The following is a 20,975-nucleotide window of genomic DNA, read 5'->3' on the forward strand; positions in this document are numbered from 1 at the left end:
ATTGAGAAAATATGCAAAATAACTTCGTCGAATTCATTGAAACGAATTATCAAGAGATCCTTGGTAATTGTTTAAAAGACGCATTGGTTATCTTTGACTCATACAACGTAAATGACCATGAATTTCCTCTACAGAATCTGATGTATGGTTCTGTAGATAATATCGATCCTAGTGAAACATTAGATAGATTCGTAAACACAATTAAGAACTTCTTATTCACGCTAGGTGAGAACTTTGGTTTATCGTTTTATGAAGAGATAGACATATACGATCTTGTAACTACATTCCAGACTTTACTGGAAGTTGAGTACTACTTGGATCACGATCAGATCCTTCGAGCTATCGAAGCTGAAGATGAACCTTTAGAGACTCTTGCTAACATCTTCGAGATTGTTAGTAACTTGAATACTTCATGGACATTCTCTAGAATCCTATCTATCGAAGCAGCTTTACTGACTAAGATTAGAGATACCCACTACACTAAGTCTGTTGCTATGGAAGACGTAGAGCCAGAGCAAACTAAGGATGATAAGATTCAACTCAATCAGATCAATAATCTTAAACTCTATCGTGAGTTTACAGCTAATGATCAATTGGTTTGTTTTAAACTCATCCGTCGTGGCCATAATCTTGATACTGATTTCAAGACTAATGTACAATACATTAGAAATCACTTAGAGTTTGCAAAGCCTGAAGACTTAGTCACTGAGATCGTAGGTATCTTATACTTCTCATCAGATACTACTGTAGATCCTATCATGGGGTTCAAGACTCATAGTGAGTACTTGTTTGATGATCTCAAGAAGATTACTCAAGTTGATTCTGAAGTATCACAGTTAGTGAGTAAGTTCTTAAACTACAAAGCGACTAGGAAACCAGAATGAAACGTAAAGAGTATTTCCTATTAGCACTGAAGAACAACAAACACATGGAAGTGTCTTGGCTCTTTAGTGCCTTCTCTATTACTACTAATGTAGATGAGAAGAACTTAAAGCATCTTGACTTAGTTCAAACTGCTGCTGGAATTAGCTTCTACGATAAAGATACTGACGCAATGGTAAGTATCAATCCAGAGGATGTAGTTCCAGGTCAACCGTTACTTAACTTCAGACGCGGTATTAGTCTGAAAGCAGGTGATTTACCTAACGTTCACAATGATGTTGTTACTACTTATGGTAACTGTATCTTCAACATGTGTTCATTGGTTTATGGATTCGGAAGTAAGTTCCCTTTCATCACTGGTTTAATCTCTGTTAAGAAGATTGAGGCAGAGATTGCTAAGATACTCCAGGATACACCTAAGGATGGTAACAGAGATCCTAAAGCTTTATACTGCGATGAGTACATTAAGTACTCAGATGGTATTCAGTTCCTAACGGAGCTAAGCAACATGTCTGTTTGGGGTGTTACTGAGAAAGCTCTTACACCTCCTCCAGGTATTAAGGAACTCAAGAAGAAGTTACTTGAAGAGAATAAAGATAAGTTACATGACCCAGTGGTTATTGCTAACATCTATGATCAACTCATTAAGTACGACTCTGAATATCTTAAGGGCGATGCCAGCGAAGATTTCCTGATTAGTAATAAGCTTCGTAAAGTGGTTAGACGTAAGCTTTATTTGATGCAAGGTGCTGAGCCTGGCTTAGGTAATCGTAATGAACTTGATCTGGTTACTAACTCTCTCTATGAGGGTTGGCAAAATGATAAGTTTGCTACTTTCAATAACGTCTCTCGTGCTGGTTCGTTTGACCGTGGTTCCGAAACACAGTTGGGTGGTGTCTCTGCAAAGGAAATTCTCCGTGCAACTAGTAACACCAGAATTATTAAAGGTGACTGCGGAACTAAGATGGGTATTCAGATTGTGGTTACTGATGATAACTACAAAGGTCTGGTCGGTCTTAGAGTCATGGAAGGCACTGGTACTAAACAAGTTCAAGATGAAGCTGATGCTAAATCTTATCTTGGTAAGGTAATTAACAAACGTTCACCGATGTTCTGTAAATTAGAAAAAACAGATTTCTGTGAATATTGTGTTGGTAAACGATTAGCCGACACTGAGACTGGTGCCTCAATGGCAGCTACCGAACTAGGCGGTATCTTCTTGGGGATTTTCATGTCCTCAATGCACGCTAAAGAACTTAGGGTCGCAGAAATGGACCTCAATACTTGTTTTACTTAAGGATTTATTATGTCGAAACCAAAGAACACTCAAAAGCCACAAGCCGAGCAACAAGCTCAAGGCCAACAAGCAGCTCAGGAACAAGTCCAAGGACAAGCCCAAGCTGAACAAAAAGTTGATACTGAACAACAAGCCAGTCAACAACCGGCTACAGATGCTCCTAACGGCGATGCTGCAACAGCACAGCCACTGGATACTGCCAAGGAAGTAGAGAAGGGTGAGCTGTTGGCTCAAACTACTACGACGTTCACTGATGGTCAAAAGACTGTGGAACATCAAGTCCTTGGAACTGAAGACGGTAAGCGTAGCGAAGCCGAATTTCAAGCAATTCATAATCCTACCAAGGAACCCGTTGAACTTGCTAAGGTCGAAGAAAAGCCTGTGACTAGCGTAGCCCCTCAAGAGATGGCTAAGCAACAAGCTCAAGGCGCTATGGCTATCTATATTGATCGTATCAAGAAGGATGGCACTGCTGGTGAGAAGATGGTTGTTGAGACCATGGAAGCTTATCTGGCAGTGATGGGTACTGGTAAGCCCTTGGACAGTGCTAGCATTGTTCGTGAGCAAACTCGTCTGTACACCATGTTCAAGAACATTGGTCGTCGTACCGATGACTTCCGCAAGGCTGTGGTGGTGGCTCGTTTCTTCTTCAAAGAGAATGCAGACGGTGCTTTCCACGATACTCGTATCAACCGTGGCCATGAAGCTCTGCAACTGAGCGCTGATGATCGTAAGGCTTTCTATACGTATCTGCAACTCTTCAAGATCATTGCTTCGGTAAATGATTTGAAGGATGTCAAGAAATCAGTCGACGTAAGCCGTAGCTTAACCAACCCAGTAATTCCTGCTGAGGTTAAGGAACGTTACGTCAGTCTAGTTAACTGATAGCTTGGAGGCACCTTCGGGTGCCTCTATTATGCCGTCTTAGGAGTTTAATATGGAAATGATTCAATTAGGTAGTAGTGGCGAAGAAGTCAAGTTACTACAAAAAGCTTTATCAGAGTTAACTGGTACTAGATTATCTTTCGATGGTCAGTTCGGTGAACTCTCTAGAAAAACGTTGATGCAATATCAACAACTCAACGGTATCACTCCTACTGGTGTGTATGACTCTGTGACTATGTTCATGTTGGAGCCATTCATCAGTAAGAAGTATATCCGTGTTGCAGAGATCGATGATTATGCAGACCAAATCGGTGTTGACCGTAACATCTTAAAGGCTTTGGCTATTAAGGAAGCTAAGGCTAGTGGGTTTACACCTAGTGGTAGATGTTTGATTCTCTATGAGCGTCACATCTTCTATCGTTACGCCGTCCGTAAGTTCGGTCAAGCTAGAGTTTCAGAATGGACTAAAAAGAATCCTAACATTTGCTATCCATCACAAGACTCAAAAGCTTATATGGGTGGTGAGAGAGAATGGGATCGTCTGAATATTGCAAAGAACTGGGATGCAGAGACTGCACTCATTAGTTGCAGTTGGGGTATGTTCCAGATCATGGGTTTCAACTTTGGTTTGGCTGGTTACGAGAACGTTGGTGATTTCGTATCCGATATGTCTGAGAGTGAGAGATATCACATTCAGGCACTTTGCAACTTCATCACAAACAACCCACCATTGTATCGTGCAATGAAGAGCAGGAACTTCCAGCAGATCGCTCTGTATTACAACGGATCTAATTACAAGATCAACCGTTATGATACTGATCTGATGAACATCTATAACACACTGTTAAGAAAAGGTTAATCAAACATGAGCAGCGAATTAGGAACCATTGATGCTGGTGGTGATGGCAAAGACGTTTTGCTATTGGTCATCAACACCATCTATGGTAAGAACTTCACACTGGATGACTTTGACTTTGGTAAGCCTGAGTTTGTAGTCACCCCGAATCCTACCCATAACAGCTATGTTAAGTTAGGCCCTAAAGCCCATACTGGTTATTATGGTTTCAGGACTGTATATTACAACAGAATTCACGTCAGTGAGTTAGGGACTATTAAAGTTCCCTATGCTGATGAACAGTTCTTGACTCAAGTTCTGCCTAAGATCAATATCAAGTATGGTATTTTGATTAAGCCTGAGGATGTCTACGAACAGATTATTGCACCTCCTGCTAACCCTGGAGATGATATTCTCTTAGACCTTCAGTTCAGACCTGAGTCTTTGGTGTTCTATGGTGGTGATAAGATCATCATCGGTACTAACGATCCGAGTATCGAATTCGATTCTCCTATCAATCTTCCGTTCACCAATGAGACTGTGTTCTTTGTTCACAGTACTTATCCTGCTGGTGGACAGCTTTATACTGAATATAGCTCAGTGGCTTTGGCTAGCGATTACATTCGTCAACGTAGTGCAAGAATCTACAGTGACGCCGATGATATCTTCACCAGAGGTGCCAAGGCTAAATTGACAGAAGATCAGTACGCTAAACTCAAGGATGTACTTCCTTTTGTGAGTACTTGGACTGTAAATGACGGTAAAGCTATTCGTGGTTTAAACATCTTTGGAGACGTTTTAGAGCTTGATGCAGGCGGAGAGAAGTGGACATTCATTTCGAACGCTCTGGGGCTGTCTGGTAGCGTTCCAGAGGCTACCCTGACTACTCTTAAGAACCGTCCAGTCTTCAAACGTGGTGTACAGACTACCAATGGGGATATCTTTGTTCTCAAACGCGATGACATTGGTAATGCTGTTGAAGTTTTGAAGTCTACCGATAACGGTTTGACTTGGACTATCAATCCTCTCACCCCTGGTGATGAACAGTTTAGCCGTTATAGTCTTTGGGACGACACCAAGATTACAGACATGGTTGCTGTAGGTACTAAGGTCTATATGTTAGTGTGGGGTGTTGAGCCTTACTCTAATGGTCCTACTACTGATATGCTTCCACCTGCCGTCGAAGAATTTAACACCATCACTGGTGAGTCTAAATTCTATCCGATTGGTGATCGCAAGATTCGTGGACTGGAATATGGCTTAGTACTTGATCATGGTATCATCAAGTTCGTTAACTCGAACAACAATGATGGTGCAGCTCCTGATCTGGTAGCTATGTTCTCTACTGAAGTAACCAAGACTCCAGTTGCCCTTTATTATCAATTGGGTGCAGAGACTTACGATGGCATGATCATTCCTAAGACTGATCTTGAACCTGAAGCTCTTCGCAATGGTTACTATGACATCACTGGCTATAAGCAGAAGTTAGTTAAATCAGCTAACTACATGTTGGCTGTTGATATCATTTCTAGAATCGATTCGAATGAAATTGACTTCGAGTTGTTCATGAATAGTAACGAGAGGACAGAGAATGGTTTCTTCAATCATGGTGTTGAAACTTTTGCTACTGTCATTGGGGCTGCTGGGATTAGTAAGTGGTCTGCTACTACTTCTAAGCTTGGCTATGGTACTACTCCTAAGTTCTTGACTGTTGATCATAAGGGTCTTCGCTCAAGCTACATCCTCCAAGGTGAAGTAGGTCTGTTCAGATCTAAGTTCAATGAAAGTTCCACTGGTTACTTTACTCCGACTTTTGAACATCTCTTCAAGAGCGGTGCACAGACCGGTTACAACTTACATTCGGTGACTGCTGGCGGTCAACATGTACCTATCAAGGTAATGGAATATGTCACTGGTACTAATACACTGACGGCTATTCACAATACTGAGGAAGACAAAGATCTGATCAGTTACAGCTTCATTACTAAGAAAGATACTGGTGAACGTGGTTGGTACGTTGCAGACGCTATTAATAAACCATTAGTAGCCCGTACTTTCGATCCTCTGTACGGTCACATGGGTAAGATTCCATTGGTTGTTGCATCGATGGAAGGTAACATCTTTGTTTGGTCACAAAACGGTAGAACGATTCATGTGTCTGAAGTTGGTGGTAAGATCTGGAAGCCATACGCTTCTACATTGACTTACTACATCGATGGACATGAGAAGTTTGATGGAACTGCTAACTTGGCTCTCAAGCCTGAGTTCTTTAAATCAGCCAGTCTCAAGAACAACAAGTTGATCTTCGAAATTGGTTACTCTAATAGTTTCCAAGTGATCAATCCAGAAACTCGTGAACTCAATGAAGTGATCGAAGTCAAGGATACAGTTCTGTATGAAGTGGATGCTGCTGACCCTAGAGATGAAGCAATCCAATTCAACTCTGTCTACAGCGCTAGAGGTATGAACGTACTGAGTAACTTCAGTCCTCGTAAACTACTGGCTTGGGATACTGACACTGATAACGGTGTGTTAGCTCTGGCTAACTACAGCAGCAGTAGAGATACCCCATTTACTGAATCCGTTAACATGGATCAAGTGAATGCTGACATTATTGCTGATCCTGATTTCAAGATTACCATTGCCGATTATGACTTAGTGTACATTGGTCTGAAGCATGTAGCTATCGTTAAGAATGATAGTAACTTCTTCAAGATGTATGCAGTTAAGGAAGACGACACAGTAGTGGTCTCTGACATGTCTGATTCTGGTGATGCACTTTATAACTTCACTCCTAGAGTCTCTACGCATCTGTGGGATTACACTGATGACGTTGACCTCTACACCCCTTACATTGTTCTGGGTGCTAAGGAAGTGATCCTGTTCGAACGTGTCGATGTGGATGGTAACTATAGCGTTACTCGCCATGCTTTGACTATTCCGAATAACAACAGTGCTGACTTGCAGATCATCCCGATGCTTAATGATAACCGTAGAGATATCTTGGTTTATCAAAAGGGTAACGGTATCTTTAAGTTTAACTATACTTGGGACAATATCGAACGTGTATCCACGGTTGGTTTGACCAAGGTATTCGATTTAGCTGGTATCAGTGACACGGACTTCATCACGGGTTGCTATGTGGATTCTACTCCGGTTGAGCCATATGGTGAAGTGAAGGTTCCTGTTATTCCTCCAAGAGGTACTTTACTTGACACGGTTTGCCGTGGTGTCAATAAAGTCGGTATCTATGCTGACGGTAAGCTCGGTAAGTATGAAGCCGTTATTGAAACTAACAGTGTTGATTGCGGTTATATTCCACCTGTCCCAGGTGATGTCGAAGATGGTGGTGCTAACGTTAACGCAGGAGGTTAATTAAATGGCCACAGCTAGTAATCCTAGTAATGATAGCGTTGAACTAAAATTCAAGCTACCACCGGGTATTACTAGCGCTACGGATCTACAGATAGTCCTCACCAATAGTCTTGGTGAGGCTATCACTGATGCAGAACCAGCTATTAGCATTGAGGGTAGCACCTACGCTACCCTCTCTTCTAATATGCGTTTTACGGTAGCGCAAGGTAAACGCCGAGTCAACCTCAGATTAAGATTCAAGAGAATCATTGAGGGTAATAGTAACGTAGTTGTCAGTGTCGTTCCTATTACAAATAAAGCTTGGTTTTTAGAGACAGCATTTAGAACCAATCTGATTTTTAGAGATAGCTTCATTGTAAATACTTTCACCAAACCAACTACCCTGATCATCGCTGAGAAGGATGTTGGAGAGGTTGATTGTAATTTCAGCTATCCATTACAACACGACTTAAGTCTTCAGATTCGTATTGCACACATCACTACGAATAGTACCAACGTTAATAATCTTCAACTGAGTGTTGATGGTGGTGTTGGCTGGATTGACTTAGGATCGAATAAGACTATAACGATCCCTAAAGGTATCTCGACATTTAAGTTGAGGATACCTACACTGGATGACAAAGTAGTAACTACAGCAGACAAGCGTTTTGAGATTATCTTCGCTGAACAAACTGCGCCAGAGACTACTAACATCAATACCAATAACAAGATCACAGTCAGTATCCGTGATACTTCTGATATTCCGTACGGTACTCTGATTAGAAACTACTGTATTGGTTTGGATCTGTGGGGTTTGTATGCCAATGGTACTGGGGGGACTTACACTGAATTGATTAAGATAGATAGCTTTGATTGCGGATTCACCTATCCACCGGCTGGTACTGTCTTAGTTACTTTCTGTGCGGGTACTACTAGAGTTACTCATATTGCCGACGGTAATGGTAACTATACCAAGCGTATTGATGGATACGATAGCAGCCTCTGTACGGACAGTTATGGTAATAGACCTATCACGACTACCGTTACACCTACAAAGCTCACTGGTAGCGGTAAGGACGGCTCAGTAAAGCTTAACGTAACAGGTAATGTCTTTACGGGTTTGAATAGAGACCAAGCATCTACTAGTTTCAGAACTATGTATGGTAAATGGTACTTCGAAGTTGAACTGTATTTACCTCAACGTGTTCACAAGGCAATCTCATTAGGCTTTGCCACTGAATTAGCTAATCTGAATAACATTGTTGGTAGTGATAAAGAAGGTTGGAGTTACCAAACTGTCGAAGAACGTAAGTTCACCAACAACGTTAAGAACGCATATGTTGGTCGTTTAGAGGTTAAAGACAAAGACGTTATCAGTGTTCTTTTAGATAATGAAAAGACTACCTTTAGCTTATGGTTAAATGGCAGGGACTTAGGTCCAGTCTTCAATAATCTATCTAAAGAACGTTTGATGTTTGTCATTGGTGCGAGAGATGATTCTTGGGCTTATGTGAACTTTGGTCACAGAGGTTTCAAGTACACTCCACCTGCTGATTTCTATCAGGGTTTCGGTGAGATTCCTAATCCACCATTAGAAAAAGATACACTCATTAGAACTTACTGTGAAGGTAAGACTTTAGTTAGTGTGTTTGCTGATGGACGAGGCTCTACCTATACGACTAGAAAAGACAATAGTGTTGATTGTGGATGGGTCGATCCTAAGCCACCAAAAGGAACTATTCTCAGTTATTTCTGTAAGGGTCTTCATAGATGGAAGATGGTTGCAGACGGTAACAGTGGTAGCTACGAACAATTCCACGAATACAATTCACCGGATTGCGGTTACACAAAACCTGTCATCGTAGGTAACTTCACACCTACTATCTGGGATAGAACTAAAGCACACAACTACACTACGTTTGATGTCTCAATGACTCAGGCCGATTTCAAAGGCAAAGTCTATACCGAGCATAACGTAGATCACGGTATCTGGTATGTTGAATTTACTAGATGGGATGCTAAGTCCTATATCGGTATCTACAACGACAACAACTTCTTTAACTCTCCTTTGCTTACTGGTTTCTTTGGTTTCGATCCAAGTACTGGTACTGTGATACGAGAGGATGGAAGTACTACCAAGATCTCTGATCCTATTCCCGCTAACAAGATAATCGGTATTAGCTTAGACTTTAAGAAACAAGAGTCGTGTATTTATATCGATGGTGTAAAAATAGGCACCATAAAGACAGGGCTTAACTACCCTGCCGATGTTAGTAAGAAATATGGTTTCGCTGCTTGTACTAAAGACAATACTATCTCCAGTATCGTAAAGGCTAACTTTGGTCAGTTGATCTTCTCGAATAGTGTTCTAGATCATGTACCTGGTTTTGGCCCTAGTCCTACAGTCTATCCTAAGCGCGGCACTCCGTTACACGAGTTCTGTAAAGACTGGGAACTATGGACTATCTATGCAGACGGTAACGGTGGTAACTATAGTGTTCTTAAAAAGATAGATAGCGTAGAGTGTGGTTGGTATCCCGATCCTCCTATTGGAACTGTCTTAGATGAGTACTGTATTAACTTCGATAGAGTACAAAAGATCGCTACTGGTAATTATGAGTTTAAGATCGTAATTATCCAAGCTAACAGTAGACAATGTGGATATGTGCCTTACGGTGAATTACTGGAATGGTACTGCCAAGGCTACACTAAGTTAGGTAAGTATTCTAACGGTGCAGGTGGATTCTATATTGCAATTGTTGAGTACGACTCTGTCGATTGCGGTAGTCCAATTATTCCTGCCGGTACTGTTCTTCGTGAGTTCTGTGCTGGTTACACCAAAGTACAACACAAAGCTGACGGTAAAGGTGGTTACTATAGATTCGTTGTTGAAGAGAATAGTCCGTCTTGCGGATATGTTCCACCTACTTCAAACGGTCAAGATATCTTAACACCTACCATGTGGAAGATCCCTGGTAGTAATAGTACTGTTATTTTATCTAATGGTAGAAGAGATGCTAGTGCACTTAAACGTGACGGTGTTCAAACCGAATATAGCACCATTTTCGGTAAATGGTATTTTGAAATTACAGTGTTCATTCCAGCAGAGGTTCAGAAGGCTCCTGCTTTAGGTGTCAGTACTGTCAATTACAATCCAGCTAACTGGTTGGGTAGTGATAGATACAGTTGGGCATGGTGGACACACGAAGGTACTAAATATACCAACGATAGTCAAGGTTTCTATAACCAAGGATTGAAACTAAAAGACAAGGATGTAGTCAGTGTTCTCATTGATTTACAAGACAACAGTAAGATAGAGTTCTGGGTTAACGGAGTACCAATTGGTGTTCTCTATGACAACCTTCCTCAACTTACTCCTTTGTACTTTACGTTCAATGCTGTAAATGATAGTTATCTGTCTGCAAACTTTGGACAGAATGCTTTTAAGTATCCAGTTCCTACTGATCATTATCCTGGCTTTGGTGTATTGAAGAATCCACCACCCGCTAGAGGTACTTTACTTACTACCTATTGTAAGGAATTCGAACAATGGGGTGAGTATGCTGATGGCAGATTTGGTACTTACGATGCTAAGATAAAAGACAATGCTAGGGAGTGTGGTTGGACAGACCCAACACCACCTACTGGTACTATCCTTGGCTACACTTGTGTGGGATACGATAGATATGCTATCGTGGCTGATGGAGCCGGTGGCTCTACGAATCAGTTGATTGGTATTAACCATAAAGACTGTGGTTATGTGCCTCCTCCTCCACCTGAGATGACTACTGCGTATTTCGATAAAGCTTTTGCTGGACCAGATACGTGGGTTGAAGAAGATGAAGTTACTGCAACCATTCAAGGTGTTATCACTAGTGCTGATAACAACTACTCTGGTTTGTGGTACTATGAAGTAGAGATCAAAGATCTTAATACTATCATTGGTATTACAGAGACTAAGACTAATTACAGTCAAGCCCCTGGTAGATTAGCTACTAGTTTTGGCTGGGCCATTGGTAAGAACCTATTCATCAAGAATGGTGTTGAAACTCCAATGACAAAGGAAGTACCTGTAAAGGTTGGAGACGTAGTTGGTGTTTATCTCGATTACGTTAATGAGAAGATGAATGTTACTGTTAACGGAAACGTTATCGCTTATACATTCCCTTTCCCTACTCCAAGTAATACTTACTATCTTGCCTTTGGTAATTATGATCCTACGAAGAGTACAACAGTAAAAGTACGCTTTACTCCTGAGAGTATTTCAACAGTAATCTCCGCTGATTATCAAAAAGGCTGGGGTACACCAAGAACAAGACGTACTAAGAAATATACATTCAATACTTATTACTGTACTGGTACAACACGTTACAGAAGACTGCATGATGGTAACGGTGGATACTTCGGTGAGATATTCGAAGTAAACTCTACAGCTTGCGGTTACGTTCCTCCACCAGCAGCAGGAACCATTCTAGGTTACTACTGTGTGGGTGTTGAACGTTGGAAGCGTGTGGCTGATGGTGTGGGTGGATCTACTAATGAACTGGTGGAGCCTCGAAGCACTATTTGTGGTTATAAACCCTTTGGTACGCTCTTGAGTATATACTGTGATGGCTTCGATAAATATGGAGTCTATTCGGATGGTGAGTTCGGTTCTTATAATGAATTGATCCAAACGAATAGTAGAGAATGTGGATATGATGATGGATCTGGTGGGACTACTGAGCCCGGTTCAGGACCAGAGTTAGATCCTAATTTACCTCCTAATGACATCGATGGTCTTATTTATAATCGTGCTTTGGTTGGCCATGATGGTTCTTTAGTCTATAAAGATCCTATCAAGCAACCTAAGTCTTTCGAGAAACATGGATTAATTAGGCCAATACAGGTATCGTACGATGACTATTAATATCAACAAAGATGTTGGTTCTAAAAGTAATATCACAATTAAAGGACTGGGGGACCCCGGTCCTTTTTCTTTTGCTATTATCAAGGGAAGCCTCCCCACAGGAACCACATTCGATCAAGCAACTGGTGAGATAAAGGGTAACTTTTCTCAGAAGGGAGATTTCGATGTTACGATTGCTGGTAAGAAGAAAGACCGTATCCAGGGGTCAGAAGACTTTACTTTCAAAGTCACAGACTGGACATTACATAGAACTGATTTCAAATCACTGGTAGATAACAATAATCTATCTTGGACTACCTCTGGAACAGTTACTAAGATTCTCACTGATCCTGGGATTTTTGATGGTGAGTGTTATGAAGTCAATGGTAGACTTACGATTAATCTACCAGAAGCTATTGGTACTAGAGACTTTGAAATAGATTACATTTTCAAACCCATTAATAACGGGACTGGTGACACCTACGGTCGTATCTTAATGATAGGACCTAATAGTACATCAGGTATGTTCTACTTCTGTAGAAACAATAACTTAGTACCACCAACAATTCTGTTTCAATACTGTCCTAATGGTAGTACTTCTTACGCCAATATTTTTCCTAGTGTAAGCAATCCACTCATTAATAACGACTGGAACCATATTCTCTTAGTTAGAAAGAATGGTGTATTGACTTACTTCCTCAACGGTGTAAGAGAACAAGAAGGTTCTTTCACACTCAATATGGATAGAAGAGAAATCTATATCGGTGCTAACAATAGTAACACTGAGAAGTTCTATTGCAGAGTGAAGCGTTTACAGATTAGAGTGTATGATAACACGCACTTTATGAATCCTACTTTGGTTACTGATATCTGGAGATATAAGTTAACCGAGAGAGTTAGATATTTCTTGAAATCAACCGAAAGAAATAACTACTTGGTAGAATGTAACTTTGCTGGAAATTACACTACCAGAGTTAAGGAAGGTCATTACTTACCTACTGGTTTGACTCTGAGAAGTAACAGAATTACTGGTAACAGTGATTTAACAGATAATCTTTCAACCACCATTGAGTTATTGGTGAATGGTGTTGTTAATGATGAAGTAACAATTAACATCATTGATATCGGTAAACCATATCGACTGTTCGAACTTCCAATGATTGGTGCTGAAAACGATATCGTTTTTGGTGATACACAATCAAGACAATGGACTAGACGTGGTGACGTTAAGGTTGTTAAAGATACTGATAACTTCAGAGATTTAGTAGCGACTTACTTTGATGGTGCTGGTGACACACTGTCGTTTACAAGTGATGACTTTGCTCTAGGTTATGATGACTTCTGTTATAGCTTTTGGTTAAAGCCTATTGCGAATGGTGGTACTGTCAGCAGTCGAAGAATTATTAACCATGGCGTTAATACTGGTACTGGTACATTCATTCTCTATAACGGTTACGACAACGCAGGTCCAAATATTACTCTGTACCTTTTGTTAAATGGTAGTTGGGTGTCCACTTTGACACCACAGGCTATTAAGTTAAATAGTGATGTTTACAACCATGTCGTCTTAGCTAGAAAAGATAATACTTGGCGCTTGCTAGTGAATGGTAAAGTCGTTCTAGAATCTTACTACGTTTTCAATGTGACAGCTAAGGGTGTCTACATTGCCGGTAATGATTCTAATACTGAAAACTATCGAGGTAATTACTTCGATATGAAACTGTCACGTTATACGTTGGATTATTGGGCACCCTTTATTCCACCAGTGATAACAAAATGGTCTACTCAAGATATCAGTATTGTTGAGCAAATCAACACCGACATTCGTAGATTATTTAAAACGACTTGGCCTTATGAGGGTGTAACCTATAAAGTCAAAGATACTAGTGCGTTGCCTTTAGGTATTTCCTTGGCTGCTAACGGTACTTTAACTGGAACAGTTACTAACGAAGGTATTGGTGAGACTATTATTGAATGTTACATCAATGGTACTTTAAACCATACTGCTAAATTGACATACGACATTATGGTTAGTGCTAAGAGTCGCTTCTTAACACACAGCATAAAAGCATCAGCTAACAGTGCTGATGGTTTGAAGATTGTAAAGAGTTCTAATACCATAACCACAACGTCAGTGTCACCGACTATGACTGAGGTCGGTCCCATGCTCTCTTTGGAATTTAAAAATCCATACACTGCATATGACTCCGTAATATCCATTCCAAATGCAGAAGCTGTATTGACAAACAAAGCTTTCTGTATGGAAGCTGAGATCTATTTCAATGGTGGCAATTCAACCGTTGGTAGAAGTAGAACATCCCCTACTTTCGGACAGCCGTTATTCTCTAAGTCCTATAATGGGGCTAGCGGTGAGCAAGGCTTCGCTATCCAGGAGAGTAATGGAGTCTATGTTCTAGGATTATTTACTAGTGGAGCACATTCCAATCCACTGAACGTTAATGTTCCTATTACATTTGATACTAGTAAGAGAAACCACATTGCCTTCACTTACGATCTCGATAAATTGAGATTCTTTTTGAACGGTACTTTATTACAAGCGGTTGACTGGCCTGGAGGATGGTCTAATATCTCCACTCAGAATCTTGAAATTGGTCAGCAGTTTGTTTATTCATATCCTGGGTGGTTTTCTGCTTTCACTGGTTTCATAGATAATTTTAATCTCTATCAAGGTAATGCTATCTATACCAAAGATTTCATTCCAGAGATTAATAAAGCTAACCTTTATCCAGAGTTCCCAATTGTGGAGCCTAATAAAGCTTATAAGGGTTCACTCGTAGGCGTTAACGGCCACACTGTAAGTATCTTAGCTGGTTCTTTACCTCCTGGTTTAACTTTGTCCGCAGACGGTAAAATCACTGGTATTTGTACAGTTACGAATGGTGATTATCCGATTACACTTACGGCAGTTAAAGGTACTACGATTGAGAATATTAATGTCAATCTGACAATTGCTCAATATATCTTAGATCTTAATCTCAATAATACCATCACAAATGGTACTCTAATTGATAATCGAGGAAACGTCTTCACTGTAAATGGTACTCCAACCATTCAGGCAGATACAAGCTTCGCTTCAGGAAGATCTATTTACTTTAACGGTACTGACTCTTACTTGTCCATTACAGCAGATAAAATCTTTAAGTTAAGTAAATCAGATTTTGTTATAGAGTTTGATTTCAAAGCAACTACCGAACCATTAACTAATGGTGGTAGCTACCCTGGTATTATCAGTCAAAGAGCTGATGCTTCTTCTCAACATGCATTTTCTGTTTGGTTGGCTACTGGATATTCAACTGGTGGTAATGATAAAATACCTTACGATCTTAACAACAAGATGTCTGTTGGTATTTCGACAACGACAGTGGGTTCTGTAAACGTAGCTGGCTCAGTCGAATGTTCAGGAAGAGGACTGGAAAAGAACAAGGTCTACAAAGTTAAGTTTGTAAGATCAGGTACAACGATCAGGTTATATGTAGATGACAGATTAATGGAATCTGTTGCAATACCTGCTGATTACACTCTTTTCAATAGTAATCAAAATCTAATGATTGGTTGTTTGAACAACACTTCGATTACTAATAGATTGTTCAATGGTTATCTGGGTAGCTTGAGGATTTATGTCCCCAATAGTGCTGATCTCTTTAGTACCAATATTAAGCCAGAAAACATTGTAAGTTGGTTTGATTTACAGAACTCCACATCTGGATCTATTGTTGATTTCAATAGTAACAATGTTTGGACACAGGGAGTATCTGGTGTAGTTGTTAACAATGGTGAATTGATCTTCAATGGTTCTTCGCATTTACAAACGACTGCTAGTAATGATTGGAATTTAGGTGCTTCTTCTTTCACAATGGAATATGAAGTTTACTTTGATTCTACTAATAATCAAACTTTCCAAGGTCTGTTAAATAAACGTAACGCTACCGATAACCGCTGTTCGTTCAGCACTATGTTTAATAATAGTACTGGTTCCGGTAATTACAATAACTTCCTCTTTAACTTAAATAGTAGTGGTTCAGAGTACTCTTCATTGATTGGTGAAGTTAAAACTCCTATCACGAAAGATAAGTATATTAAGATTTCTATTACTAGAGCTTATAAGAAACTATATCTCCACATTGATGGTGTTCTGGCGCAACAAATAGATGTACCTGATAACGTCATGTTCTGGACTACTCAAGACCCTGTTGTCTTAGGTGTTCTCAATAGTGGTTCTAAAACAGATAGATATTTCAAGGGTAAGATTAGACACTTCAGAGTCTTGAAAGGTGTTGCTCTCTATAATACAGAGTCATATACTGAGTTCAAGGACGCAGATAAACCTGCTGGAAGTTCAGCTTTCACTCCGAATAGCTTGGCTAATAAACCGGTTATCTACTTAGATTCATCCAGAGCAACTTTTGCTGGTGACAACACCGTCACTAACTGGATTGATATAAATAACTTACATACCTTTGATACCGGAGTAGTTGCCAGAAGACCGATAGCTTCACCTGATAAACTCAACAACATGAGTACTATCAGATTCGATGGTAGTAAGGCTTTATATAACAATACTAGGTCTGCTAATTCTATCTTTAGAAAAACCAGTTACATGTGGGGTTTACTTGTCTTCAAGAAAACTACAGTCGACATTGGTGACACAGATAGAATTATCTTTGGTGCTTACACTGGTAGTAGTGGTTATGAACGTTTTGGTTTAAGAAGTAATTACAGCTCTAACTGGAACGGTATGAATTTCCGAAACAAGTTTAGTACTGGCTCCAGAGTGGCCGACAGTGGTGATTGGATCGGACGTACACATTCTACTACTTTAGATACAGATTGGATCATTGCTTTGACAATGGTAGATTTTGTAAGTGGTAAGAATTACATGATACTTAATGGTGTTAAGGAAGAATACCCACTACCTCTTACTGGTATGACACCAGATACAGATAGTGCTCATTACCTGGCTCTTGGTAATCATCCAGATGGAAGTAGCCTTAGCTATGGATTCATTGGCGATATAGCTACCTTTATCTCAGGTAATCGTTCCTTATCTTCAGATGAAATGGATAAGCTAGTAGGATGGGCTGCGCACAATTATGCGTTGACTAGATTACTTCCTAATGATCATCCATATAAAAATACAGCACCGACTACAACTGACAAATACGATCCTTACTATGAGAACGTTTACGCACTGTTCCCATTTGAAAGCGATTTGTTAGATGTCAAGGGCAACACATGGACCGTTGAAGGTACTCCAGCTATTAGCCAAGAGAAAGCCACTTTGGGTAACTCTTCGGCAAAGTTCACTGGAACGAGTTCCTCTATCTATGCTAACTCTGTCATTAGAAACTACGAGATGTTTACTATTGACTTCTGGGTACATATCCTGAGTGATGCTACCGGTCAATATGGCCACGCAATAGTTGGACAATCCGGTAATGGTGGTGCTCAAGATCAATTTATATCTATTGATTTCAATAGTAGTAATAGTAGAAAAGCGACCCTATCTAGACAAAGTGGTTTGAGTGTTCCATTCGATATGAAGTCTAGTTTAAATGTTGTCGATAATCAATGGAATCACGTTGAGTTTTCTTTTGATGGAAAGACTTTCAGACTATTCATTAATGGTATTCTTGATTCTATTTTAGACAATACCTTAGGGTGGCAAGATACTGGTTTACCATTTAGGATTGGTAGAAATTACAATCCTGGTTATCCACAATACGTGACTGGTCTCCAAGGTTATCTGAAGTACTTCAGAATTACTAAGGGTATCGTTAGACATAAAACTAACTTCCAGCCGCCTACAGATGTAGCGGATTACAGAGTTAGAACTAATAATATTACCAATAGAGATTTCAGATCTCGTGCACTGGAATTACAACCTTTTGGCTATTGGCCACTTGATGATAATTCTGGTACTAAAGCTAGAGACATTAGTGGTAATGGTTTCCATGGTGATATTACTTGGGGTACTCCTGTTTTCAATGGAGGCAGATTAAAGCCAGGTAGTAGTAAATCAATGGGGTTCTTGACAGGGACTACTTGTGTACAAGTACCAATCGCACAAGCTGGTTCATTGATATCAGGTCTTGATCAGACCGGTAAAGAATTTACAATCATTTATTTATATAAGAAAACGTCTAATACTTCCCAAAACAGAGGTATTCATGGTTTCACTGATCCTGGTGCCGGTAGTGCTGCAATCAGAGCCATTTTTAATGGAAATTTAGATGCTTCTGCTGGTAGTGTAAATATACCTGCGTTGGCTATAAATGATACGCAATTTGTTGCCTGGAAGAAAGATTTCAAGGCCGGTAAATATAAAGCTTTATCTAATGGTATCTGGTATGAATCATCACAAAACGTAAATGTTAGTTCTACAGGAAGTAGCTTTACTTATCCTCTGATGTTCCCAGGATCGGGTGATTCGAGTTATACCCATTATCCAGCGTTGGGTTATATGTCAGATGTAATGATTTTTAATAAAGCATTGTCTGACTCTCAAATTGAAGAACTCTACAATTTATTAGATAGACCTGCTGTTCTCCCAGATAAGGAAGAACTATCAGCGAGTAATTTGAAGATGTTCTTAAGTGGTAACTCATTGGACTTCGAGTCTAGTGAAAACTTCTTACCTATTACAACTGAAGGAACTGTTTCTATAGTTCCTAACGGTGGTAAAGATACTGACTCTATTAAGTTTGTAAATGGTTCAGCTTTAGTCTTTGATTATCCAGATGTATTCAATTTGGGTAACAAACCTTTTGCTGTTGAGTTTGATGTGAAACTTACTGCTGGTTTTGGATCGGTCAACGGAACTGAACAAGCTCCAATCATTACAAACATTACCAACACGAATGGATTAAATTACGAGTGGTTTGTAGGCATCGGTAATGCGTATATTAAATTGTATTATGGTACACGAGGTAGCGGTTACTCAGAGGTTACTTTACTGTTCCCTGACAATACTACGTTATTGCCAGGTACTAGATACACTATCGTATTACAAAGAGATACTGAGAATAAAGTATCTTGCTACCTTAATGGTAAACGTGGTACTAAATATAAATTCACCCCGTGGGGTTCCTCTCCTGTTCAGGGTGCTGAAACAGAAGGCTTCCATACTCTAACGGTAGATTTTGGTAATATCGGTAAACCTATACGAGTCGGTAATTTCCTTGGAAGTTATCAACTTCAAGGTGAACTCTCTAACCTGAAGGTTTACATTGGCCAACATTTGTATAACAACAATACTTACTCTTTACCTAATGCTCCTGATAGGAATCAGTTTAGGTACTACAAGATGAATATTGTTTCACCTATGGTATCTTGGACTGAACTCCAAGAAATGGAACTTGCAACAACCGTAAACGGTAAGGATGTAACAACTCCTGCAACTCCAGTAACTGCTATAGGTTATTACAGTAACGGTGCTGAGGTGATGAAACCTGAAGGCTTGGTGGATAACAATCTCACCGATCCAGATAAAGGTTCATGGTCTCATTCTAATTCAAGCTATCCTCAATGGGTAATGTTCGACCTTGGTTCTGCTCTGAGACTCGATGAAATTCGTATCATGGGTAGAAACAAATCAGGTTACTTCGATAGAGGCCCTAAGCAGTTTGAAATGCATGGAAGTAATGACAATTCTAATTGGTCATTACTGAAGACATTCAATACTGTTGATTCTTACAAGTCCTTGACTTATAAGAGATATAGAATGGCTCCTATAAAGTATCGTTACTACAAATTAGAAATATACGACACCGAAAATGGTGGCGGATACTCAGGTATTGGTAGAGTTTTATATGGTTTAAGTAACGCAATACTTACCACTAGTCTGAATACTAAGGTAAGTGTTAGTTCCTTCTATCCGGCTAATCCTGCTAGTAACTTAATAAAGAGTAATGATCCTCAGAACGGTGATGATGCTTGGGCGTCGTCAGATCAGACTTTACCGCAATGGATAATCCATGACTTCGGTATAGCTACTGAGATCGATCAACTCAGAATGATCCCGCAATTAAGTCCACATAGCCAACGAGGTCCTAAGTTCTTTAGGCTCCTTGGTAGTAACGACAACATTGTCTGGGATAAGATAAGAGACTTCACTAATGTTACTGGCTGGTCCAGTGGTACATGGAAATCTTTCAGTTTAGCTGAACAAGATGAAGATAAGTCAACAGTGGCTTTACTTCAACTCAATGAAGCTGCTGGAACAACCACTTTGGTTGACTCTACTGGCTTAAGAAATTGGACAGTAAACCATGGAACATTAGGTAACGGTGTATTAACATGTTCTCAGAATTCTTTCGAAACTAATGCGTTAACTCCGACTAATCCTACGGATTTTGCTTTCGGTAAAGACCCATTCACTTTCGAATTCCTGCTCAAGCCTACTAAGATTACTGCAAACTACGGTGATTGTATAATCTATTGGCAAGATGCTAATAGTGGTAGTGGTTTAGGAATCATGATATCTGGGGACGGATATTTAGAGATAAGGAACTCTCTAAATAATAGAGGAACTAAAAGAGTAACAATAGATACTACTAAAGTTAATCATATTGCTATTTGTAGAGTTGGTGGTACAGTGTTCATCTCCTGTAATGGAGTGACTGTTTCCATGCAATTTGACCTTGGTAATATCACCAGTACTTCAGACATTGGTGTAGCTCGTGGCGGAAGCTATGGCTATATTGGTACTGTAGATGCTGTTCGTATAAAGAGAGGTGTCGCACTCTACACTGGTACAAGTTACAAAGTACCATTGACACTTAAGTAAACGTCATAAAAGATTCACTAGTACCCTT

At 39.9% G+C, this 20,975-nt stretch carries 7 protein-coding genes; all 7 read left to right on the forward strand.

Going from position 1 to position 20,975, the window contains the following annotated elements; genetic code table 11:
- The first annotated feature begins 11 nt into the window (after positions 1-11).
- From RR877_RS00110 to RR877_RS00140, 7 genes are read left to right on the forward strand one after another with little or no spacing between them, the layout of a single operon-like run.
- Complete coding sequence (locus RR877_RS00110) at positions 12-884, forward strand: hypothetical protein (RefSeq protein WP_332627243.1); 873 nt, start codon at positions 12-14, stop codon at positions 882-884.
- Complete coding sequence (locus RR877_RS00115) at positions 881-2,179, forward strand: hypothetical protein (protein WP_332627245.1); 1,299 nt, start codon at positions 881-883, stop codon at positions 2,177-2,179. The genes RR877_RS00110 and RR877_RS00115 overlap by 4 nt, the downstream gene beginning before the upstream one ends.
- Positions 2,180-2,188: 9 nt before the next feature.
- Entirely contained in the window at positions 2,189-3,064 is an 876-nt protein-coding gene (locus tag RR877_RS00120) for a hypothetical protein (RefSeq protein WP_332627246.1), read from the forward strand.
- A gap of 52 nt (positions 3,065-3,116) precedes the next feature.
- A complete protein-coding gene (locus RR877_RS00125) occupies positions 3,117-3,923 on the forward strand; it encodes an N-acetylmuramidase family protein (RefSeq protein WP_332627247.1) in 807 nt (268 codons plus the stop codon).
- A gap of 6 nt (positions 3,924-3,929) precedes the next feature.
- Positions 3,930-7,274: a hypothetical protein gene (locus RR877_RS00130; RefSeq protein ID WP_332627248.1), complete on the forward strand. Its 3,345-nt coding sequence runs from the start codon at positions 3,930-3,932 to the stop codon at positions 7,272-7,274.
- A 4-nt stretch (positions 7,275-7,278) separates the two neighbouring features.
- On the forward strand, positions 7,279-12,162 hold the full coding sequence (locus tag RR877_RS00135) for an SPRY domain-containing protein (RefSeq protein ID WP_332627250.1): 4,884 nt from the start codon (positions 7,279-7,281) through the stop codon (positions 12,160-12,162).
- Entirely contained in the window at positions 12,152-20,947 is an 8,796-nt protein-coding gene (locus RR877_RS00140) for a LamG-like jellyroll fold domain-containing protein (RefSeq protein WP_332627252.1), read from the forward strand. The genes RR877_RS00135 and RR877_RS00140 overlap by 11 nt, the downstream gene beginning before the upstream one ends.
- Positions 20,948-20,975: the final 28 nt, after the last annotated feature.

The sequence above is a fragment of the Aurantimicrobium sp. genome, assembly GCF_036667855.1.
Classification (GTDB): Bacteria; Actinomycetota; Actinomycetes; order Actinomycetales; family Microbacteriaceae; genus Aurantimicrobium.

What these genes read in the sequence shown, in the direction of transcription:
- RR877_RS00110 (WP_332627243.1), top strand. Translation starts at nt 12, where the DNA reads ATGCAAAATAACTTCGTCGAATTCATTGAAACGAATTATCAAGAGATC.
- RR877_RS00115 (WP_332627245.1), top strand. Translation starts at nt 881, where the DNA reads ATGAAACGTAAAGAGTATTTCCTATTAGCACTGAAGAACAACAAACAC.
- RR877_RS00120 (WP_332627246.1), top strand. Translation starts at nt 2,189, where the DNA reads ATGTCGAAACCAAAGAACACTCAAAAGCCACAAGCCGAGCAACAAGCT.
- RR877_RS00125 (WP_332627247.1), top strand. Translation starts at nt 3,117, where the DNA reads ATGGAAATGATTCAATTAGGTAGTAGTGGCGAAGAAGTCAAGTTACTA.
- RR877_RS00130 (WP_332627248.1), top strand. Translation starts at nt 3,930, where the DNA reads ATGAGCAGCGAATTAGGAACCATTGATGCTGGTGGTGATGGCAAAGAC.
- RR877_RS00135 (WP_332627250.1), top strand. Translation starts at nt 7,279, where the DNA reads ATGGCCACAGCTAGTAATCCTAGTAATGATAGCGTTGAACTAAAATTC.
- RR877_RS00140 (WP_332627252.1), top strand. Translation starts at nt 12,152, where the DNA reads ATGACTATTAATATCAACAAAGATGTTGGTTCTAAAAGTAATATCACA.